The following is a 14,460-nucleotide window of genomic DNA, read 5'->3' as shown; positions in this document are numbered from 1 at the left end:
CTACCGGCCGAGTGTGACCGACGCTTGGCACACGCGGGCCAGCAGGCCGTCGTCTGATTCGCTGACGGTCGACTCGTCGTCGGTCTCGAGGAGCAGTTCGTACTGGTCGATGATCGCCTGTCGTTGGCGCTCGCTCTCGGCGAGTGCGTACTCGAGGGCAGCGACCCGTGCGCGCAACTGCAGACGTTCGATGCGGTCGGCAAGCGGTTGACGAGTACCTGGGGGGCTATGGTGGCGGATTCGCGGGCCGGAGTCGAACCCGTGACCGGGAGAGTGCGCCGACGGTGTGGCTGCGGTGTAGCCGTGAGCTCGGGGATCGATGGACATCGCGGACGAACGTACTGTGTGGTCGACCAAAAAAGTCAGTCAGTCTGACGTCAGACGCGTCTGACGCGCGTCGTTCGGCCGCCGACTCAGTTCTCGAGGTGCTCGAGCACGCCTTTCGTATCAGCGGGCACGGGCTCGGGATCGTTGCCGGCCGCGGCGGCGGCGTCGGGGTCTTTCAGCAGGTGGCCCGTCGTCAGGCAGGCGACGCGTTCGTCGTCGCCGACGACGCCCTCGGTGCGGAGTTTCCGGAGCCCGGCGACCGAGGCGGCAGAGGCGGGTTCGACGCCGACGCCTTCCGTGGCGAGGTCGCGCTGGGCTTCGGTGATCTCCCCGTCCGTGACGCTGACTGCGGTGCCGCCGGTCTCGCGGATGCCCGGCAGCGCTTTCGGCGCGTTCACGGGGTTGCCGATTCGGATCGCGGTTGCGCGGGTTTCGACCTCCTCCCAGCGACGGACCTCGTCGGCGTCGTTCTCGATCGCTTCGACCATCGGCGCTGCGCCCTCGGCCTGGACGCCCGTGAGTTTAGGTACGTCCTCGGGTTCGAGTTCGTCTGCCTGGACGAGTTCGCGAAAGGCCTTGTACAGCGCCGCCGTGTTGCCGGCGTTGCCGACCGGGAGGACGATTCGGTCGGGCCAAACGCCGTAGTCGGCCTGGAACCCCTCGAGGATCTCCAGCCCGATCGTCTTCTGGCCCTCGAGCCGGAACGGATTCAGCGAGTTCAGCAGGTAAGCCTCGCCGCGTTCGGCGAGTTCCTGGACGACGTCGAGACAGGCGTCGAAGTTGCCGTCGACCTCCAAGATGCGAGCGCCGTGGAGACTCGCCTGGGCGACCTTCCCGGCGGCGACTTTCCCGGCGGGCAAGAGGACGAGCGTCTCCATGTCGGCCCGGGAACCGTACGCCGCGAGCGCGGCACTCGTGTTGCCCGTCGAGGCACAGGCCAGCCGGTCGACGCCGAGTTTACGAGCGACGGCGACGCCGACGGTCATCCCGCGGTCTTTGAACGACCCCGTTGGGTTCATCCCCTCGTGTTTGATCCGCAGGGCCTCGACGCCGACCGATTCCTCGAGGCGAGGGACCTCGTAAAGCGGCGTCGCACCCTCCTGGGTCGTCACGCCGGACTCGAGTGGCAGGGCCGCGTCGTAGCGCCAGACGCCCTCGCCCTCGAACTCGTCGAACGTCGGGGGCTCGTCGTAGCGGACCTCGAGCAGGCCGTTGCACTCGTCGCAGGTGTAGCGGACGTCCTCGAAGGGGGCGTAGCTCTCGGCACACTCGATACACTCGAGCCAGGTGCCGTCGGTCGCCTCGGTCGGCGTCTCCGGCGTCGTCGCGGATAGACGAAGACTCATTGTCCCCGGGGAGGGGGTCGAGAGAGAAAAGTGGGGTGGGTTCGACTCGAGACGGGACGGACATGGACCCGCGTTCGAAAGTCCGGATCAGTCGTCACCGAGCAGTTCGACGAGCAACGCTTTCTGTGCGTGCAGCCGGTTCTCGGCCTGGTCGAAGACGATCGAGCGATCACCCTCCAAGACGGTGTCGGTGACCTCCTCGCCGCGGTGGGCGGGCAGACAGTGCATGACGACGGCTTCCGGAGCGTTCGAGAGCAACTCCTGGTTGACCTGGAAGCCGTCGAAGCGACGCAGACGGATCTCGCGTTCGTCCTCCTGACCCATGCTCACCCAGACGTCGGTGTAGACGACGTCCGTGCCCGCGACCGCCTCGACGGGATCAGTCGTCGTCTCCGGTTCGGCTCCGAGTTCGGCCGCTCGCTCGAGGACGGCGTCGTCGACGGTGTGTTCGGGCGGAGTCGCGACGGTGAGGTCGATGTCGGCGATCGCACAGCCCAGCACGAACGACTGGGCGACGTTGTTGCCGTCGCCGATCCAGGTCGCAGAGACGTCCTCGAGGTCGCCGAACTGCTGGCGGATCGTCAGCAGGTCCGCGAGGATCTGACAGGGATGAGCGTCGTCGGTGAGTCCGTTGACGACGGGGACGTCGGCGTACTCGGCCAGGATCTCGACGTTCTCGTGTTCGAACAGTCTGGCCATCACGCCGTCGACGTACCGCGAGAGCGTCCGTGCGGTGTCTTTCAGCGGCTCGCCGCGACCGAGTTGGATGTCGTCTTTGCCGAGAAAGACGGCGTGGCCGCCGAGTTGGGTCATCCCCGTCTCGAACGAGACCCGGGTACGGGTGCTCGGTTTCTGAAAGAGCATCCCGAGCGTCTGTCCGGCGAGCTCGTGGTGGTCTTCGTCGTTTGCGACGGCGGTTCTGTACTCCTCGGCGCGGTCGAGTACCGACAGCAGTTCCGGTTGCGAGAGGTCGTCGACGGTGAGAAAGTGTCGTGGTTCGGTCATGTATCGTATCGGATCGTATTACTCCTGAAGCGTCTTCGAAACGTGCTCGAGGACGGCGATCGAGCGGTCGTACGCCGACAGCGACAGGCGTTCGTCGGGTGCGTGATCGAGCTCTGAGTTGCCCGGGCCGTAGGTGACCATCGGACAGTCCCACGCGCCGGCGTAGACGTTCATGTCGCTGGTGCCGGTCTTTCGGAGCAGACGCGGTTCGTCGCCGACCTCGCGGATGGCGACCCGGAACGCCCGTGCGACCTCGGTGCGTGGACTCGTCATCACCGGCTCGACGGCGTCTTTCCAGGTCACGGTGCCGACCTCGAGTTCGGCTTCGGCGGTCTCGCGGACCGCATCAGTGTCGAGTTCGGGCGGGACCCGCAACTGGACGTCCATCGTCGTCTCAACGGAGAGGCCGTCCGTGCTGGTGCCGCCGTCGATCTCGACCGGCTTGGTCGTCACCTGCTCGAAGATGGGGTCGTACTCGTCGGCCTCGAAGGTCTCCTCGACGGCGGTCCACCACCGGATCGCGTGCTGGATCGCGTTCGGGTCGGGACGGGAGGTGTGCCCGGACTCGCTGGTCGCGACGTAGGTTCCGGCGAGCAGTCCGCGATAGCCGAGCGTGATGCCGTTGACGCCGGAGGGCTCCCCGTTGACGACGGCCGCAGGCTCCTCGCGGTTCTCGACCAGGTAGCGTGCGCCACGGGAGTCGACCTCCTCGCCGACGACGCCGACGAACGAGACCCCCGTGCGGACGGCGGCGACCGCCATCGCGGCGAGTGGCCCCGTCGCGTCGACGCTGCCACGACCCCAGAGGATCTCGTCGTCGCCGCTTTCCTCGACCTCGACCGGGATGTCACCCGGCACGGTGTCGATGTGCGAGGTGAGGAGAACGGCATCGTCGGCTGGCGCACGGACGTTGCCGATCCCGTCGATCCTGGCCTCCCGGTCGTGGGCCTCGAAGAAGTCGACGAGCCGTTTCGCCGCCTCGCGTTCCTCGCCGGAGGGCGAGGGGGTCGAGACGAGATCGACGAGGAGCTCCCGGGCCGCCTCGAGTGAGACGTTCGTCGGGTCGCTCGTGCTCGCGTTCATGATTCGGTTTCGGCGTCCGTCTCTGGTGCGACGACCGCGCCTAACGCGTCCACGAGCTGATCGGCCTCTTCCCGGTCGATCACCAGCGGCGGCAGCAGGCGCAGGACGGTCCGACCCGCCGGCAGCGCGAGCACCTGGTGGTTCATCGCCAGGTCACGAGCGACGCGGTTGGCCCCCCGTTTCAACTCGATGCCGACGAGCAGTCCCTCGCCGCGGACCTCGCGGACCTCGTCACCGAGGGTCGCCTCGAGTTCGCCCGCGAGATAGTCGCCCATCCCGGCGGCGTGGGCGGGCCACTCCTCTTCGACCAGCGTCGAGATCGTCGCGTGGACCGCCGCGGTGACGACGGGGCCGCCGCTGAAGGTGGCGTTGTGCGAGCCCGCGCCGTCTGCGATCCAGTCCCGAACGGCGACGCCGCCGACGGGCAGACCGTTACCGAGGCCTTTCGCCGTCGTGAGGATGTCGGGCGTGACGCCGACGTTTTGACAGGCCCACATCGAACCCGTCCGGCCCATCCCGGTCTGGACCTCGTCGAAGACCAGCGCCGCGTCTGCTTCCTCGGTGAGTTCGCGGGCGGTCTCGAGGTAGCCCGTGGGCGGGACGTTGATCCCGCCTTCGCCCTGGATCGGCTCGAGGATGACGGCCGCCGTCTCGTCGTCGACGGCCGCCGTGAGTTCCTCGCTATCGCCGTAGGGGACGAACTCGACGTCGCCGGCCAGAGGCTCGAACGGCTTCTTGTACGTGTCCTTCCAGGTCGCCGCGAGCGCACCCATCGTTCGGCCGTGGAACGCACGGGTCGCGGCGACGATCGTCGAGTCGCCGGTCGCCGAGCGGGCGAACTTCAGCGCGGCCTCGTTTGCCTCGGTGCCGGAGTTACAGAACCAGGCCGACTCGAGGCCTTCGGGCGTCGACGCGACGAACGCGGCGTAGGCGTCCTCGCGGGACTGGACCGGGAACGAGGAGTCGACGAACGTCAGCCTGCCGACCTGTTCCTGTACCGCGTCGACGACAGCCGGATGGCTGTGTCCAAGCGGTGTGCAGGCGAAACTCGCGCCCGCGTCTACGTACGCCGTCCCGTCGGTGCTGTAGAGATACGGCCCGTCGCCGCGTTCGATTCCGATCGGCTTGCTGCCGGAGACGAAGTCGTGGTCGCTCATTCTGCAGCCTCCGTTTCCGTTTCCGTTTCCGTTTCGTCCGCGAGCACCCCGGGCTCGAGGGTCGTCCCCTCACCCGCGAGTGCACTCGAGATCGGTTCCTCGCTATTGGCGTCGGCGACGACGACCGAACTCGCGCCGTCCTCGAGGGCTTCCTCGGCGGCCATGACCTTCTTCGTCATGAACCCCTCCGCGGCGGATTTGACCGTCTCGAACTCCGCGGGGGTCGACGCCGCGTCGATCTTCGTCGACTCGTCGTCGGGGTCCTCGTAGATCCCCGAGACGTCGGTCAGGAGAACGAGGTCGGCCTCGAGTGCGCCCGCGATCGCGGCCGCGGCGCGGTCGGCGTCGGCGTTGACCGCGGTGTAGCCGCCGGACTTCTCTTTCCCGAGCATCGGGACGGAGACGACGGGGGTGTAGCCGCCAGCGAGGACGGTCTCGAGCAGGTCCGCGTTGACGGACTCGATTTTGCCCGAGTGGTCGCCGCGTTTGATCTTCTTCTTGCCGTCCTCTTTGATCCGGACGGCCGATTTGCGCTTGCCCTCGAGCAGCTTGCCGTCGGTCCCCGAGAGGCCGACCGCGTTCACGCCCTCGTTCTGGAGGCTCTCGACGAGGTCGGTGTTGAGCTTGCCCGGCATTACCATCTTGAAGACGTCCATCGTCTCCTCGTCGGTGAAGCGGCCGACGACGCCGCCGGGCGTCTCGACGTAGGTGGGCTCCTCGCCGAGCTCTTCTAGGATCTCGTCGACGGCAGTCGAGCCGCCGTGAGTGAGGACGACGTCTTCACCCTCGTCGACCAGGGAGGCGACGTCCGCGAGCGCACCTTCGGGATCGACGGCGCGTGCGCCGCCGATTTTCACGACGACAGTCACGCGAGCCACCTCCGGTGGCGAGCGCTGAGAGAAGCGATGCGGCTCCCTCGAATCATCACGAACGAGCGAAGCGAGTTCATGGTGCTCCCACCGGGTGCAGTCCCGTAAACTCGAGGCCGGCCGTCTCCTCGAAGCCCAGCGCGACGTTTGCCGCGTGGACGGCCTGGCCGGCCGATCCCTTCATCATGTTGTCGATCGCCGAAAAGACCACGACGCGTTTGTTCGAGGGATCGAGTTCGAAGCCGACCTCGGCGTAGTTCGTGCCCGCGACGGCCTTCGGTTCGGGATAGCGATAGACCCCGGAGCCGCCGGCGGCCATCCGGACGAACGGCTCGTCCTCGTATGCGCCACGGTAGGCTTGCCAGAGGTCGCCCTTCGAGACCGGCCCCGACGGGAAGACGTGACTCGTCGCACTCGCGCCACGGGTCATATCGACGGCGTGGCAGGTGAACGAGACCGAAGTCTCGAGGAACTGCTCGATCTCGGCTTCGTGACGGTGGCCAGTCGGCGCGTACGGTCGGACGATGCCCGACCGTTCCGGATGCGAGGAGGCCTCGCCGCCACCCGCGCCACCCTCCGAGGAGCCGACTTTCACGTCGACGACGATCTGCTGGTCCCCGTCGACGATGCCGGCCTCGACGAGTGGGTAGAGCCCGAGGATCGTCGCGGTGGCGTTACAGCCGCCGCTTGCGATCAGGTCGGCCCCGGGGAGGTTCTCGCGGTTGATCTCCGGCAGGGCGTACTCGGCCTGCTCTAAGTATTCGGGTGCGTCGTGGCCGTCGTACCACTCGTCGTACTGGGCCTCGGTGTCGAGCCGGAAGTCCGCCGACAGGTCGACGACGGTGTCGGCGATCTCGAGAAAGTCGTCGATCTGTTCCATCGAGACGCCGTGAGGCGTCGCCGTAAAGAGGACGTCGACGCTTTCTAACTCGTCCGGCTGCGTAAACCGCAGGTCCTCGCCGCGCAGCGGCGGATGTTTCGAGCCGACGCTCTTGCCGGCGTAGCTCCGGCTGGTGGCCTGTGCGAGTTCGACGTTCGGGTGGCCATCGAGCAGCCGGAGCAGCTCGCCGCCGGTGAAGCCGCTGCCGCCGACGACGGAGGCGGTGACGGTCTCGCCCATCAGGCGGTCACCTCCGCGGTGTCCTCGGTCTCGACTTTCGTCTCGAGCCAGTCGACGATCTGACCTGGCACGTCCGCCTCGACGGCGTCGTTTAAGGCCTTGAACTCGACGGTGTGGTTGACCTCGTGGACGGTGTATCCGTCACCGCTTTCCATGAGGTCGACGCCGAGCAGACCGCCGCCGACGGCGTCGCTTGCCTGCTGGACGAGCGCTTTCGCCTCGTCGTCGAGCTCGAAGACGTCGGTCTCGGCTCCCTGGGCCGCGTTGGTGAGCCAGTGCTCGGACGAGCGGGCCATCGCCGCGACGGGCTCGCCGTCGATGGCGAGTACGCGGATGTCGCGGCCGGGTTTCTCGACGAACTCCTGGACGTAGAACACCTTGTGCTCGTAGTGGCCGAGCGTCGCCTTGTGCTCTAGGATGGCCTCGGCGGCGTCCCGGGAGTCGATCTTGGCCATCAGCCGCCCCCACGAGCCGACGACGGGTTTGAGCACGCAGGGGTAGCCGAAGCTCTCGATGGCCTCCATGGCCGACTCCTTCGTGAACGCGACCTCCGTCTCGGGCGTGGGCACACCCGCCTCCTCGAGCGCTAAGCTGTTCTTTACTTTGTCCGCACAGACCTCGGCGGTCCCGTTGCTGTTGACGACGGGAACGCCGTAGGCCTCACAGAACCGCGTGGCGTAGAGACTCCGGCTCGTCGCCAGACAGCGGTCGACGACGATATCGAGGTCGGCGAACGCCGCCGGCGGCTCGGAGATGCTGAACGTCTCCTTGCGGACGTCGATCTTCTCGACGTCGTGGCCCCGCTCGCGCAGCTCGTTGAGCAGGAGTTTCTCGTCTTTGCGGATCCGGGAATAGAGTACGCCGACGTTCATGCGAACCACCCCTGGTCGGGATCAGCGGAAAGCGACTGTGTCGCGACCGCGGTCAAGGTTACTCACCCCAGTCCTCTTCGAGCTCCGGCGCTCGCTCGAGGACTGGTGGCTCGACGTCGACGACTTCCAGCTCTGCACCGCAGGTCGTACAGTCGACGATCTCTCCCACTTCGAGGTCGTCGTGCAGGGTTACGTCGGCCCCACACTCGGGACATTCGGTCATTGTATTCCCAACTCTGGGAGCATCGACCTTAAACCCTTCGAACTTACCAGGAAGTTTATAGAACCCGGAGTATCCTCTATGCGTGTTTCAACCGAACTTTGCGGCCGTTTGTATCCCGTATATCATTCAGTAGGTAGTTCATCCCCTCGCGGGGATCGCGGCGGCGGTCGATACGACGAAACCGGCCCGTTCGGTCGGTGTTCGCCGTGATTCCCCGCCGTATTCCCCGTGGAACCGACGTGAACGCGCTTAGACATACCCGGCCACCTCCGACCGAAGCGTCTCGGCTGCGTCCTCGAGGTCGGCTGCGAGGTCCGCAAGCGCCGCCTCGTCGGCGTCGAGGTCCGCACGGGCCGACTCGAGCGTCGTCGCGACGGCCGCGGGTGCGGGGCCGCCACGGGAGTTCCGGCTGGCGACGCTTTCGGCCGGCTCGAGCGCCGCCTCGACGGCCGCGGGCTCGACGCAGCTCTCGAGGTCGTCTTCCAGGATCTCGGCGGCGGCTGCCTCGATGGCATCGTAGTCCGCGCCGTTTTCCGCCGCCCATGCTACCACTTCGTGAGCCGTCCGGAACGGCACTCCGTTGGCAGCGAGCAGATCCGCGACACCGGTCGCCGTCGCAAAGCCCTCGCCGGCGGCGTCGGCCAGGACTTCTTCGTTCCAGTCGGCCGTCGCGACCGCGCCCGCGGCGACCTCGGTCGCCTCCGTCACCGCGTCGACGGTCTCCCAGGCGTGGCCCGTTGCACGCTGGAGGTCGCGGTTGTACGCGCGTGGCAATCCTTTTAGCGTCGTGGTCAGCCCCTGGACCTCGCCGGCCGCGTCGCCCGCGACCGCACGGACGAGTTCGAGCGTGTCCGGGTTCTTCTTCTGGGGCATGATCGACGACGTCGAGGCGTAGTCGTCGGAGAGGGAGACGAAGCCGCGATTCGCGAAGATGATGACGTCCTCGGCGAGTCCCGACAGCGTCGTCGCGAGCGTCGACAGCGCCTGGATCGTCTCGAGCAAGAAGTCCCGGCTCGAGGCGGCGTCCATCGAGTTCTCGACGACCGACTCGAAGCCGAGCAACTCGGCGGTGCGCTCGCGGTCGATCTCGAAGGTGGTGCCCGCAAAGGCCGCCCCGCCCAGTGGCGACTGATTGATCCGGTCGTAGGCCTCGAGCAGCCGGGCCGTGTCGCGCCGGACGGCCGCCTCGTAGGACAGCGCCCAGTGGGCGACCGTCGTCGGCTGGGCGGGCTGGAGGTGCGTGTAGCCAGGCATGATCGTCTCTCGATTCTCGTCGGCGACCTCGAGCAAGGCCTCGCGCAGGCCACGCGTCGCCTCGAGGGCCTCGCGGACGTCCTCGCGCAGCCGGTAGCGGATGCAGGTCGCGACCTCGTCGTTTCTCGAGCGGGCGGTGTGCATCTTCCCACCATCGGGACCGATCCGCTCGATGACGGCGGTCTCGATCGCCTCGTGGACGTCCTCGCCGTCCGGGAGGTCGTCGTGGCCGGCCGCTTCGATCTCCTTGAGCGCCTCTAAGATCTCGCTGGCGACGTCGTCGCCGATGACGTCACACTCCGCGAGCATCACGACGTGGGCGCGGTCGACCGCGAGGTCGGCCGCGAAGATCCGCCGGTCGGCCGCAAGCGAGGAGAGAAACGAGCGCGCGGGGCCGCCGCTGAAGCGATCGCGGCGAACGACGCTTTCGTCTGTCCCCTCGTCGGTCATGTTAGTCCTCGTCGGCGTCGCCGCCGTCGGTTGCCACGTCGGTCGTCTCGTCCTCGCCGCCGAGTGCCGCGATCGACTCGTTGGCCAGGCGACGCTGGAAGCCGTGGTACTTGGCGACGCCGGTGGCGTCTTCCTGTTCGATCTTCCCGACCGTCTCGGTGTCGAAGGAAGCGTGGGCGGCGGAGTAGGCGGCGTACTCGCTGTCGCGAGCGACCGGGCGGGCCCGGCCGCCCTCGAAGCGGATCGTCACCGTTCCCGTGACGCGTTTCTGGGTCTCCGCGATGAACCCATCGAGGGCGGACACGAGCGGCGCGTCGACCAGTCCCTCGTAGGCCTTCTGGGCCCACTGATTGTCGATCTGGGTCTTGAACTGGCGTTCCTCCTGGGTGAGAACGAGTCCCTCGAGGGCCTCGTGGGCGGCAAGCAGCGTCGTCGCGGCGGGGTGCTCGTAGTTCTCCCGGACCTTCAGCCCGAGCATACGGTCTTCCATCATGTCGGTGCGACCGACGCCGTAGGCCCCGGCGACCTCGTTCAGCTGTTCGATGAGCGCGATGGGTTCGAGTTCCTCGCCATCGACGGCGACGGGGTAGCCGTTCTCGAAGCTGATCTCGATCTCGTCGGTCTCACCCGAGGGATCGTCGGTCCAGTCGTAGATGTCCCCCGGCGGCACGTAGCTCGGGTCCTCTAAGTCGTCGCCCTCGACCGACCGACTCCAGAGGTTGGTGTCGATCGACCAGTCGCCGCCGCTGCCCCCTTCGACGGGGAGGTCTTTCTCGTCGGCGTACTCCTGTTCCCACTCGCGGGTGAGTCCGAGTTCGCGCACGGGCGCGTAGACGTCGAGATCCGAGTCACGCCAGATCGCCTCGAAGCGCAGCTGGTCGTTGCCCTTGCCCGTACAGCCGTGGGCGACGGCGTCACAGTCCTGTTCTTTCGCGACCTCGAGGATCGCCTCGGCGATCACCGGGCGTGCAAGTGCGGTGCCAAGCGGGTAGCCCTGGTAGGTCGCGTTCGCGCGCACGCTCTCGAGACAGAGCTGAGCGAACTCCGCTCGCGCGTCGACGACGTAGTGTTCGAGGCCGAGTGCCTCGGCGGTTGCTTCGGCTTCGTCGAACTCCGCGGCCGGCTGGCCGACGTCGACGGTGACGCCGATCACGTCGTCGTATCCGTACTCTTCCTCGAGCAGCGGCACACAGACAGTCGTGTCCAGCCCGCCCGAGAACGCAAGTGCCACGCGTGTCATGTCGTACTCGAATCCAGTTCCCGTACGGACTTAAGTTCACTGATTTCAGCCACGTAATTTTTATTCGAAGCAGGAGCTACCTACAGAATCAGTGGATTTCTGTGAGGAACGAACGACGGGAAACGGAGTGGAGGATAGTGTGGGCCTATCGGCCCCGTCGCAGTCGTCGCAGAGTTCGGGCCGCGTCGCTATCGACGTCGCCAGCGGCGGTGGACGCGGTCAAATGCATCTGTACGGCCGTACTACGGCGTCGTTATTAAAGTCTGTCGGAACGGCGTTCGCCAGATCGATTCCGCACCCGGTTCACTCCTCGTCGTCCGGCACCGTCACTTCGTTGTCGGGTAACGTCAACACGTTCTCGCGGCCGATCCGGAAGACGTCGATCTCACCTGCCTCCCGGAGTTCGCCGACGACCTGGCTCGTCTTCGCCTCGGTCCACTCTAGCTCTGAGACGACGTCCTGTTGTTTGATCCGACCGCCGTGTTGCTCGAGCAAGCGCAGGACTCGCTCCTCGTTGCTCAACAGCTCCGGAGGTGGCGTCGCATCGGTCGCATCGGGGTCGTCGCTCGAGGACGTCTCCGCGTCGATCTCGGTGCGGCCGTTTCTCGTGACCAGCCACCCCGCTGCGCCGATCAGCGCGACAACGGCGACGCCGATGGCGGCGAGCAACGGCAGCGACACGAGTGATTCGGACTCATCGGGCGATTCAACCGGCGCTCCGCCCGTCTCGATCACCTCGACTCGAGGTTCGTCCTCGCGGAAGTCGGTCTCCTCGCCGTCCCAGATCGCGGCCGTCTCGCGGCGGTCGTCCGGCTGGGGTTCGATCGCGCTGTCGTTGTACGCCTCGGGCCAAGAGACGTCGAGTTTGATCCGCTCGTCGAGTTCGAATCCGACGAGCGCGTCGCCGGCTTCGATCCGGTTGACCTCGACGTGGGCGAACGAATCCCACTCGAACGTAAAGCGGACGTAGCCGTACTCGTGAGCCGCCGCGCTCTCGTCGGTTTCGAGCGAGAAGTCCGTAGCCTGCATCTCTCGGTCGGTTTCGTTCTCGGCCTCGGTGAGCGTTTCATCCCAGCGCTCCTCGAACGCCGCGAGGTACGCCTCCCGGTTCTCGTTGACGTCTGCTTCCAGTCTCTCCCAGTCGACGGTGTCGTTGTCGTCGTCGAGTCGGTACTGGTACTCGACCGTCCACGATGCGGAGCCGTTCTCGTGGAGTTCGATCCGGTACTCTAGATCGTCGTATCCCTCGAGTGAGGGCTCGTCTTCCGTCTGAAAGATCGCATTCGGCGTGTTGGCTCCGCGCTCGTCGGCGGCGATCGCCGGGGCTGCTGCGAGCAGGCCACCAAGGACCACGAGACAGCACAGCAACACCCCAAGCCCCCGTTCGTCCATTACACAGTGATGGTGTGTCCGCCCAAATAGATCTTTCCGAGTGCGAACCGGATATTTTTCAAACAGTCACACGTACGTGAACGTATGCCCGGTCTGCGTGGTGAACTCGAGGTCGAGACCCTGTTGAAGATCATCCTGGTGTTAGTCGCCGTGTTGCTCGTTCTCCGCGTTCTCCAGACGTTGATAAGCGGTATCGCGGCACTGCTTGGCCCGTTTTTCGTTCTCGTCCAGCTGATGATCGCGGTCCTGATCGTGCTCTGGTTACTCGATCGGCTGTAGAGGGGACGGCAGTCAGCGTGTTGAACGCGGACTGGACGCATCTACGCCACCATCTCGTCGCCGTCCCACTCTGCGGAGTTATCCCGCGGTTCGTAGCCGAGGACCTCTTTCGCGCGCTCGAGGGAGTAGTATTTCCGGTCGTTGTCGGAGATACCGTAGACGATCTCGTAGTCGTAGTCGGCCTTGATACAGCGATCGAACAGGTGAGCACAGTCGCGATAGGAGAGCCACATCGCTTGCCCGCGCTCGTAGTCGATCGGCGGATGACCCTTCGTCAAGTTGCCGATGCGGACGTTGACGACCGAGAGGCCGTATTCGTCGTGGTAGTACCGCCCGAGTGCTTCGCCGGTGACCTTCGAGACGCCGTAGAGGTTGCCCGGCCGGGGGAGTTCGGTGCCATCGAGGCGGAACTCGTCGTCCGTGCGGTACATCTCTGGCGTGCGCTCGTCGGTCTCGTAGTGACCGACGGCGTGGTTCGAGGAGGCGAACGCGACCTTCTCGATGCCAGCGTCGACCGCGGCGTCGTAGACGACCTTGGTGCCGTCGATGTTGTTCGGGAGCACGCTCTCCCAGGGTGCGGTCTTACGGGGGTCACCTGCGACGTGAAGCACCGCGTCGACGCCTTCCATCGCCTGGCGGACGGCTGCCTCATCGGTGATGTCCGCGACGACGAACTCTCCCGGCGGGTCGCCCGTCGGGGGATCGCGATCGAGCAACCGCCACTCGTAGGCGTCGGCGAGCCCGTCGAGGATCGCCTCCCCGACGTGTCCTTCCGCCCCGGTGAGCAGAACCGACTGTGCCATTCTCGGTCGAAAGAACGGACAGCGCCAATAAGTAACGTGCGATTCCGGTCGCCGCCGTCGTGGCCGTCCACCGACCGCAACGCCCATTCCGGTCGCCGACCTCGAGCCGATCATGGCAGACGATCCGACGGGTGCCGAACGCGCCTGCTTCGAGGCGGGTATCAAGTTCGGCTCGCTGTACCACCAGTTCGCCGGCACCCCGGTCTCGCCGGCGAGTGCGGCGAGTCTCGAGACGGCGATCGAGGAGGCGATCGAGAACCAGCCCCACTGCGAGGCGGTTCGCGTCGACATCCTGCGCGAGGAACTCGCGGACGCTCTGGAGGATTCGAGCGCCGACTACACCGAACTGACGGGCCGGTTTCTCGAGGTCGAGATCGACGTCGACTACGAGGGCCGGACGGTCCACACCCGCATGGAGATGGACGACGGCTACCCGCTGATGCGAATCGTCTCGGTCCGGAGGACCAATCGATAGAGGACATCTCTTTCGGAATCGATCGGCTACTTTCGCGGCAAGTCGCCTCAGAGTCGAGATTTCACTTTCACTTTCGGGCGATCTTTTAACCACGGTGAGCGTGAAGGAGATGACATGAGCCAAGCGACGCTCGGCGACGACGACGAACTGTTCGGCGAGGCGGCAACCGAGATGCGTGCGGACGTCGAATCCTCGCTGGCCGACGCCTGGGACGCGCTGCCGGCAGCCGACGACGTCTGGGAGACCGACGCCGACAACGTGTTGGGCGTGCTCAACGGACTGAAGACGGCACTGGACGCCGGCGACGCCGCCGAGCACCTCCGGGACGCAAAGAAGTGGTACACGATGGGCGAACGTGCCGACGCCTTCGAGGACGCCGCGGATCTCGAAGCCGAGATCGACGAACTCGAGGAGACGATCGCGGATCTCGAGACGGCGAGCGAACAGGTCGGCGACCTCACCACCACGGTTCCCGCGTTGCGAAGCAGCCTCGAGAACGCCGGAGACGACGGTGTCGACGTCGACGACGAGTGCGATGCAGACGCCACAGAGTAGTACTAGCTAT

General features: G+C 66.2%; 16 protein-coding genes. 3 read left to right on the top strand and 13 right to left on the bottom strand.

Translation table 11 applies throughout. The annotated features are described in order from the left end of the window. The 12 genes from QQ977_RS06830 to QQ977_RS06775 form a co-directional block, all read right to left on the bottom strand. Positions 1-327 (bottom strand): hypothetical protein, encoded by a 327-nt coding sequence (locus tag QQ977_RS06830; RefSeq protein WP_285928383.1) that lies wholly within the window; start codon positions 325-327, stop codon positions 1-3. Positions 328-413: 86 nt separating this feature from the next. Continuing rightward, on the bottom strand, positions 414-1,673 hold the full coding sequence (gene thrC, locus QQ977_RS06825) for a threonine synthase (RefSeq protein ID WP_285928382.1): 1,260 nt from the start codon (positions 1,671-1,673) through the stop codon (positions 414-416). Between the two features lie 87 nt (positions 1,674-1,760). Further along, positions 1,761-2,678 carry an ornithine carbamoyltransferase gene (gene argF / locus QQ977_RS06820; RefSeq protein WP_285928381.1) on the bottom strand — a complete coding sequence of 306 codons (918 nt, stop codon included), beginning with the start codon at positions 2,676-2,678 and terminating at the stop codon, positions 1,761-1,763. A gap of 18 nt (positions 2,679-2,696) precedes the next feature. Next, complete coding sequence (locus QQ977_RS06815) at positions 2,697-3,761, bottom strand: [LysW]-lysine hydrolase (protein WP_285928380.1); 1,065 nt, start codon at positions 3,759-3,761, stop codon at positions 2,697-2,699. Beyond that, positions 3,758-4,918, bottom strand: coding sequence for an aspartate aminotransferase family protein (locus QQ977_RS06810; protein ID WP_285928379.1), 1,161 nt, complete (start codon positions 4,916-4,918; stop codon positions 3,758-3,760). Before QQ977_RS06810 ends, QQ977_RS06815 begins: the two co-directional genes overlap by 4 nt. Next, entirely contained in the window at positions 4,915-5,787 is an 873-nt protein-coding gene (locus QQ977_RS06805; RefSeq protein WP_285928377.1) for an acetylglutamate/acetylaminoadipate kinase, read from the bottom strand. Before QQ977_RS06805 ends, QQ977_RS06810 begins: the two co-directional genes overlap by 4 nt. A 76-nt stretch (positions 5,788-5,863) precedes the next feature. Next, positions 5,864-6,907, bottom strand: a complete 1,044-nt coding sequence (gene argC, locus QQ977_RS06800; protein ID WP_285928376.1) for an N-acetyl-gamma-glutamyl-phosphate reductase — start codon at positions 6,905-6,907, stop codon at positions 5,864-5,866. After that, a complete protein-coding gene (gene lysX / locus QQ977_RS06795; protein ID WP_285928375.1) occupies positions 6,907-7,779 on the bottom strand; it encodes a lysine biosynthesis protein LysX in 873 nt (290 codons plus the stop codon). The genes argC and lysX overlap by 1 nt, the downstream gene beginning before the upstream one ends. Before the next feature lie 58 nt (positions 7,780-7,837). After that, positions 7,838-8,002, bottom strand: a complete 165-nt coding sequence (gene lysW / locus QQ977_RS06790; RefSeq protein ID WP_247108592.1) for a lysine biosynthesis protein LysW — start codon at positions 8,000-8,002, stop codon at positions 7,838-7,840. A 249-nt stretch (positions 8,003-8,251) separates the two neighbouring features. After that, positions 8,252-9,706 (bottom strand): argininosuccinate lyase, encoded by a 1,455-nt coding sequence (gene argH, locus QQ977_RS06785; protein WP_285928374.1) that lies wholly within the window; start codon positions 9,704-9,706, stop codon positions 8,252-8,254. Between the two features lies 1 nt (position 9,707). After that, positions 9,708-10,946: an argininosuccinate synthase gene (locus QQ977_RS06780; protein ID WP_285928373.1), complete on the bottom strand. Its 1,239-nt coding sequence runs from the start codon at positions 10,944-10,946 to the stop codon at positions 9,708-9,710. A gap of 303 nt (positions 10,947-11,249) precedes the next feature. After that, entirely contained in the window at positions 11,250-12,338 is a 1,089-nt protein-coding gene (locus QQ977_RS06775; protein WP_285928372.1) for a helix-turn-helix transcriptional regulator, read from the bottom strand. Between the two features lie 84 nt (positions 12,339-12,422). Between QQ977_RS06775 and QQ977_RS06770 the strand changes: the two genes are divergently transcribed. Continuing rightward, positions 12,423-12,617 carry a DUF7554 family protein gene (locus tag QQ977_RS06770; RefSeq protein WP_285928371.1) on the top strand — a complete coding sequence of 65 codons (195 nt, stop codon included), beginning with the start codon at positions 12,423-12,425 and terminating at the stop codon, positions 12,615-12,617. Positions 12,618-12,658: 41 nt separating this feature from the next. Here QQ977_RS06770 and azf read toward each other — a convergent pair whose 3' ends face one another. Further along, positions 12,659-13,420: an NAD-dependent glucose-6-phosphate dehydrogenase Azf gene (gene azf / locus QQ977_RS06765; RefSeq protein WP_285928370.1), complete on the bottom strand. Its 762-nt coding sequence runs from the start codon at positions 13,418-13,420 to the stop codon at positions 12,659-12,661. Between the two features lie 112 nt (positions 13,421-13,532). Here azf and QQ977_RS06760 point away from each other — a divergent pair, with 112 nt between their 5' ends. Beyond that, entirely contained in the window at positions 13,533-13,895 is a 363-nt protein-coding gene (locus QQ977_RS06760) for a dihydroneopterin aldolase family protein (protein ID WP_285928368.1), read from the top strand. A gap of 114 nt (positions 13,896-14,009) precedes the next feature. Beyond that, a complete protein-coding gene (locus tag QQ977_RS06755; RefSeq protein WP_285928366.1) occupies positions 14,010-14,450 on the top strand; it encodes a DUF5790 family protein in 441 nt (146 codons plus the stop codon). Positions 14,451-14,460: the final 10 nt, after the last annotated feature.

Source organism: Natrialbaceae archaeon AArc-T1-2, from assembly GCF_030273315.1.
GTDB lineage: Archaea > Halobacteriota > Halobacteria > Halobacteriales > Natrialbaceae > Tc-Br11-E2g1.
This window is presented reverse-complemented; position numbering and strand designations above follow the sequence as displayed.

Excerpts from the sequence above, each read along its gene's own strand:
- QQ977_RS06780 (WP_285928373.1), bottom strand. The coding sequence starts at position 10,946 with ATGACACGCGTGGCACTTGCGTTCTCGGGCGGGCTGGACACGACTGTC.
- argC (WP_285928376.1), bottom strand. The coding sequence starts at position 6,907 with ATGGGCGAGACCGTCACCGCCTCCGTCGTCGGCGGCAGCGGCTTCACC.
- lysX (WP_285928375.1), bottom strand. The coding sequence starts at position 7,779 with ATGAACGTCGGCGTACTCTATTCCCGGATCCGCAAAGACGAGAAACTC.
- QQ977_RS06775 (WP_285928372.1), bottom strand. The coding sequence starts at position 12,338 with ATGGACGAACGGGGGCTTGGGGTGTTGCTGTGCTGTCTCGTGGTCCTT.
- thrC (WP_285928382.1), bottom strand. The coding sequence starts at position 1,673 with ATGAGTCTTCGTCTATCCGCGACGACGCCGGAGACGCCGACCGAGGCG.
- QQ977_RS06755 (WP_285928366.1), top strand. The coding sequence starts at position 14,010 with ATGAGCCAAGCGACGCTCGGCGACGACGACGAACTGTTCGGCGAGGCG.
- azf (WP_285928370.1), bottom strand. The coding sequence starts at position 13,420 with ATGGCACAGTCGGTTCTGCTCACCGGGGCGGAAGGACACGTCGGGGAG.
- argH (WP_285928374.1), bottom strand. The coding sequence starts at position 9,706 with ATGACCGACGAGGGGACAGACGAAAGCGTCGTTCGCCGCGATCGCTTC.
- QQ977_RS06770 (WP_285928371.1), top strand. The coding sequence starts at position 12,423 with ATGCCCGGTCTGCGTGGTGAACTCGAGGTCGAGACCCTGTTGAAGATC.
- QQ977_RS06810 (WP_285928379.1), bottom strand. The coding sequence starts at position 4,918 with ATGAGCGACCACGACTTCGTCTCCGGCAGCAAGCCGATCGGAATCGAA.
- QQ977_RS06815 (WP_285928380.1), bottom strand. The coding sequence starts at position 3,761 with ATGAACGCGAGCACGAGCGACCCGACGAACGTCTCACTCGAGGCGGCC.
- argF (WP_285928381.1), bottom strand. The coding sequence starts at position 2,678 with ATGACCGAACCACGACACTTTCTCACCGTCGACGACCTCTCGCAACCG.
- lysW (WP_247108592.1), bottom strand. The coding sequence starts at position 8,002 with ATGACCGAATGTCCCGAGTGTGGGGCCGACGTAACCCTGCACGACGAC.
- QQ977_RS06760 (WP_285928368.1), top strand. The coding sequence starts at position 13,533 with ATGGCAGACGATCCGACGGGTGCCGAACGCGCCTGCTTCGAGGCGGGT.
- QQ977_RS06830 (WP_285928383.1), bottom strand. The coding sequence starts at position 327 with ATGTCCATCGATCCCCGAGCTCACGGCTACACCGCAGCCACACCGTCG.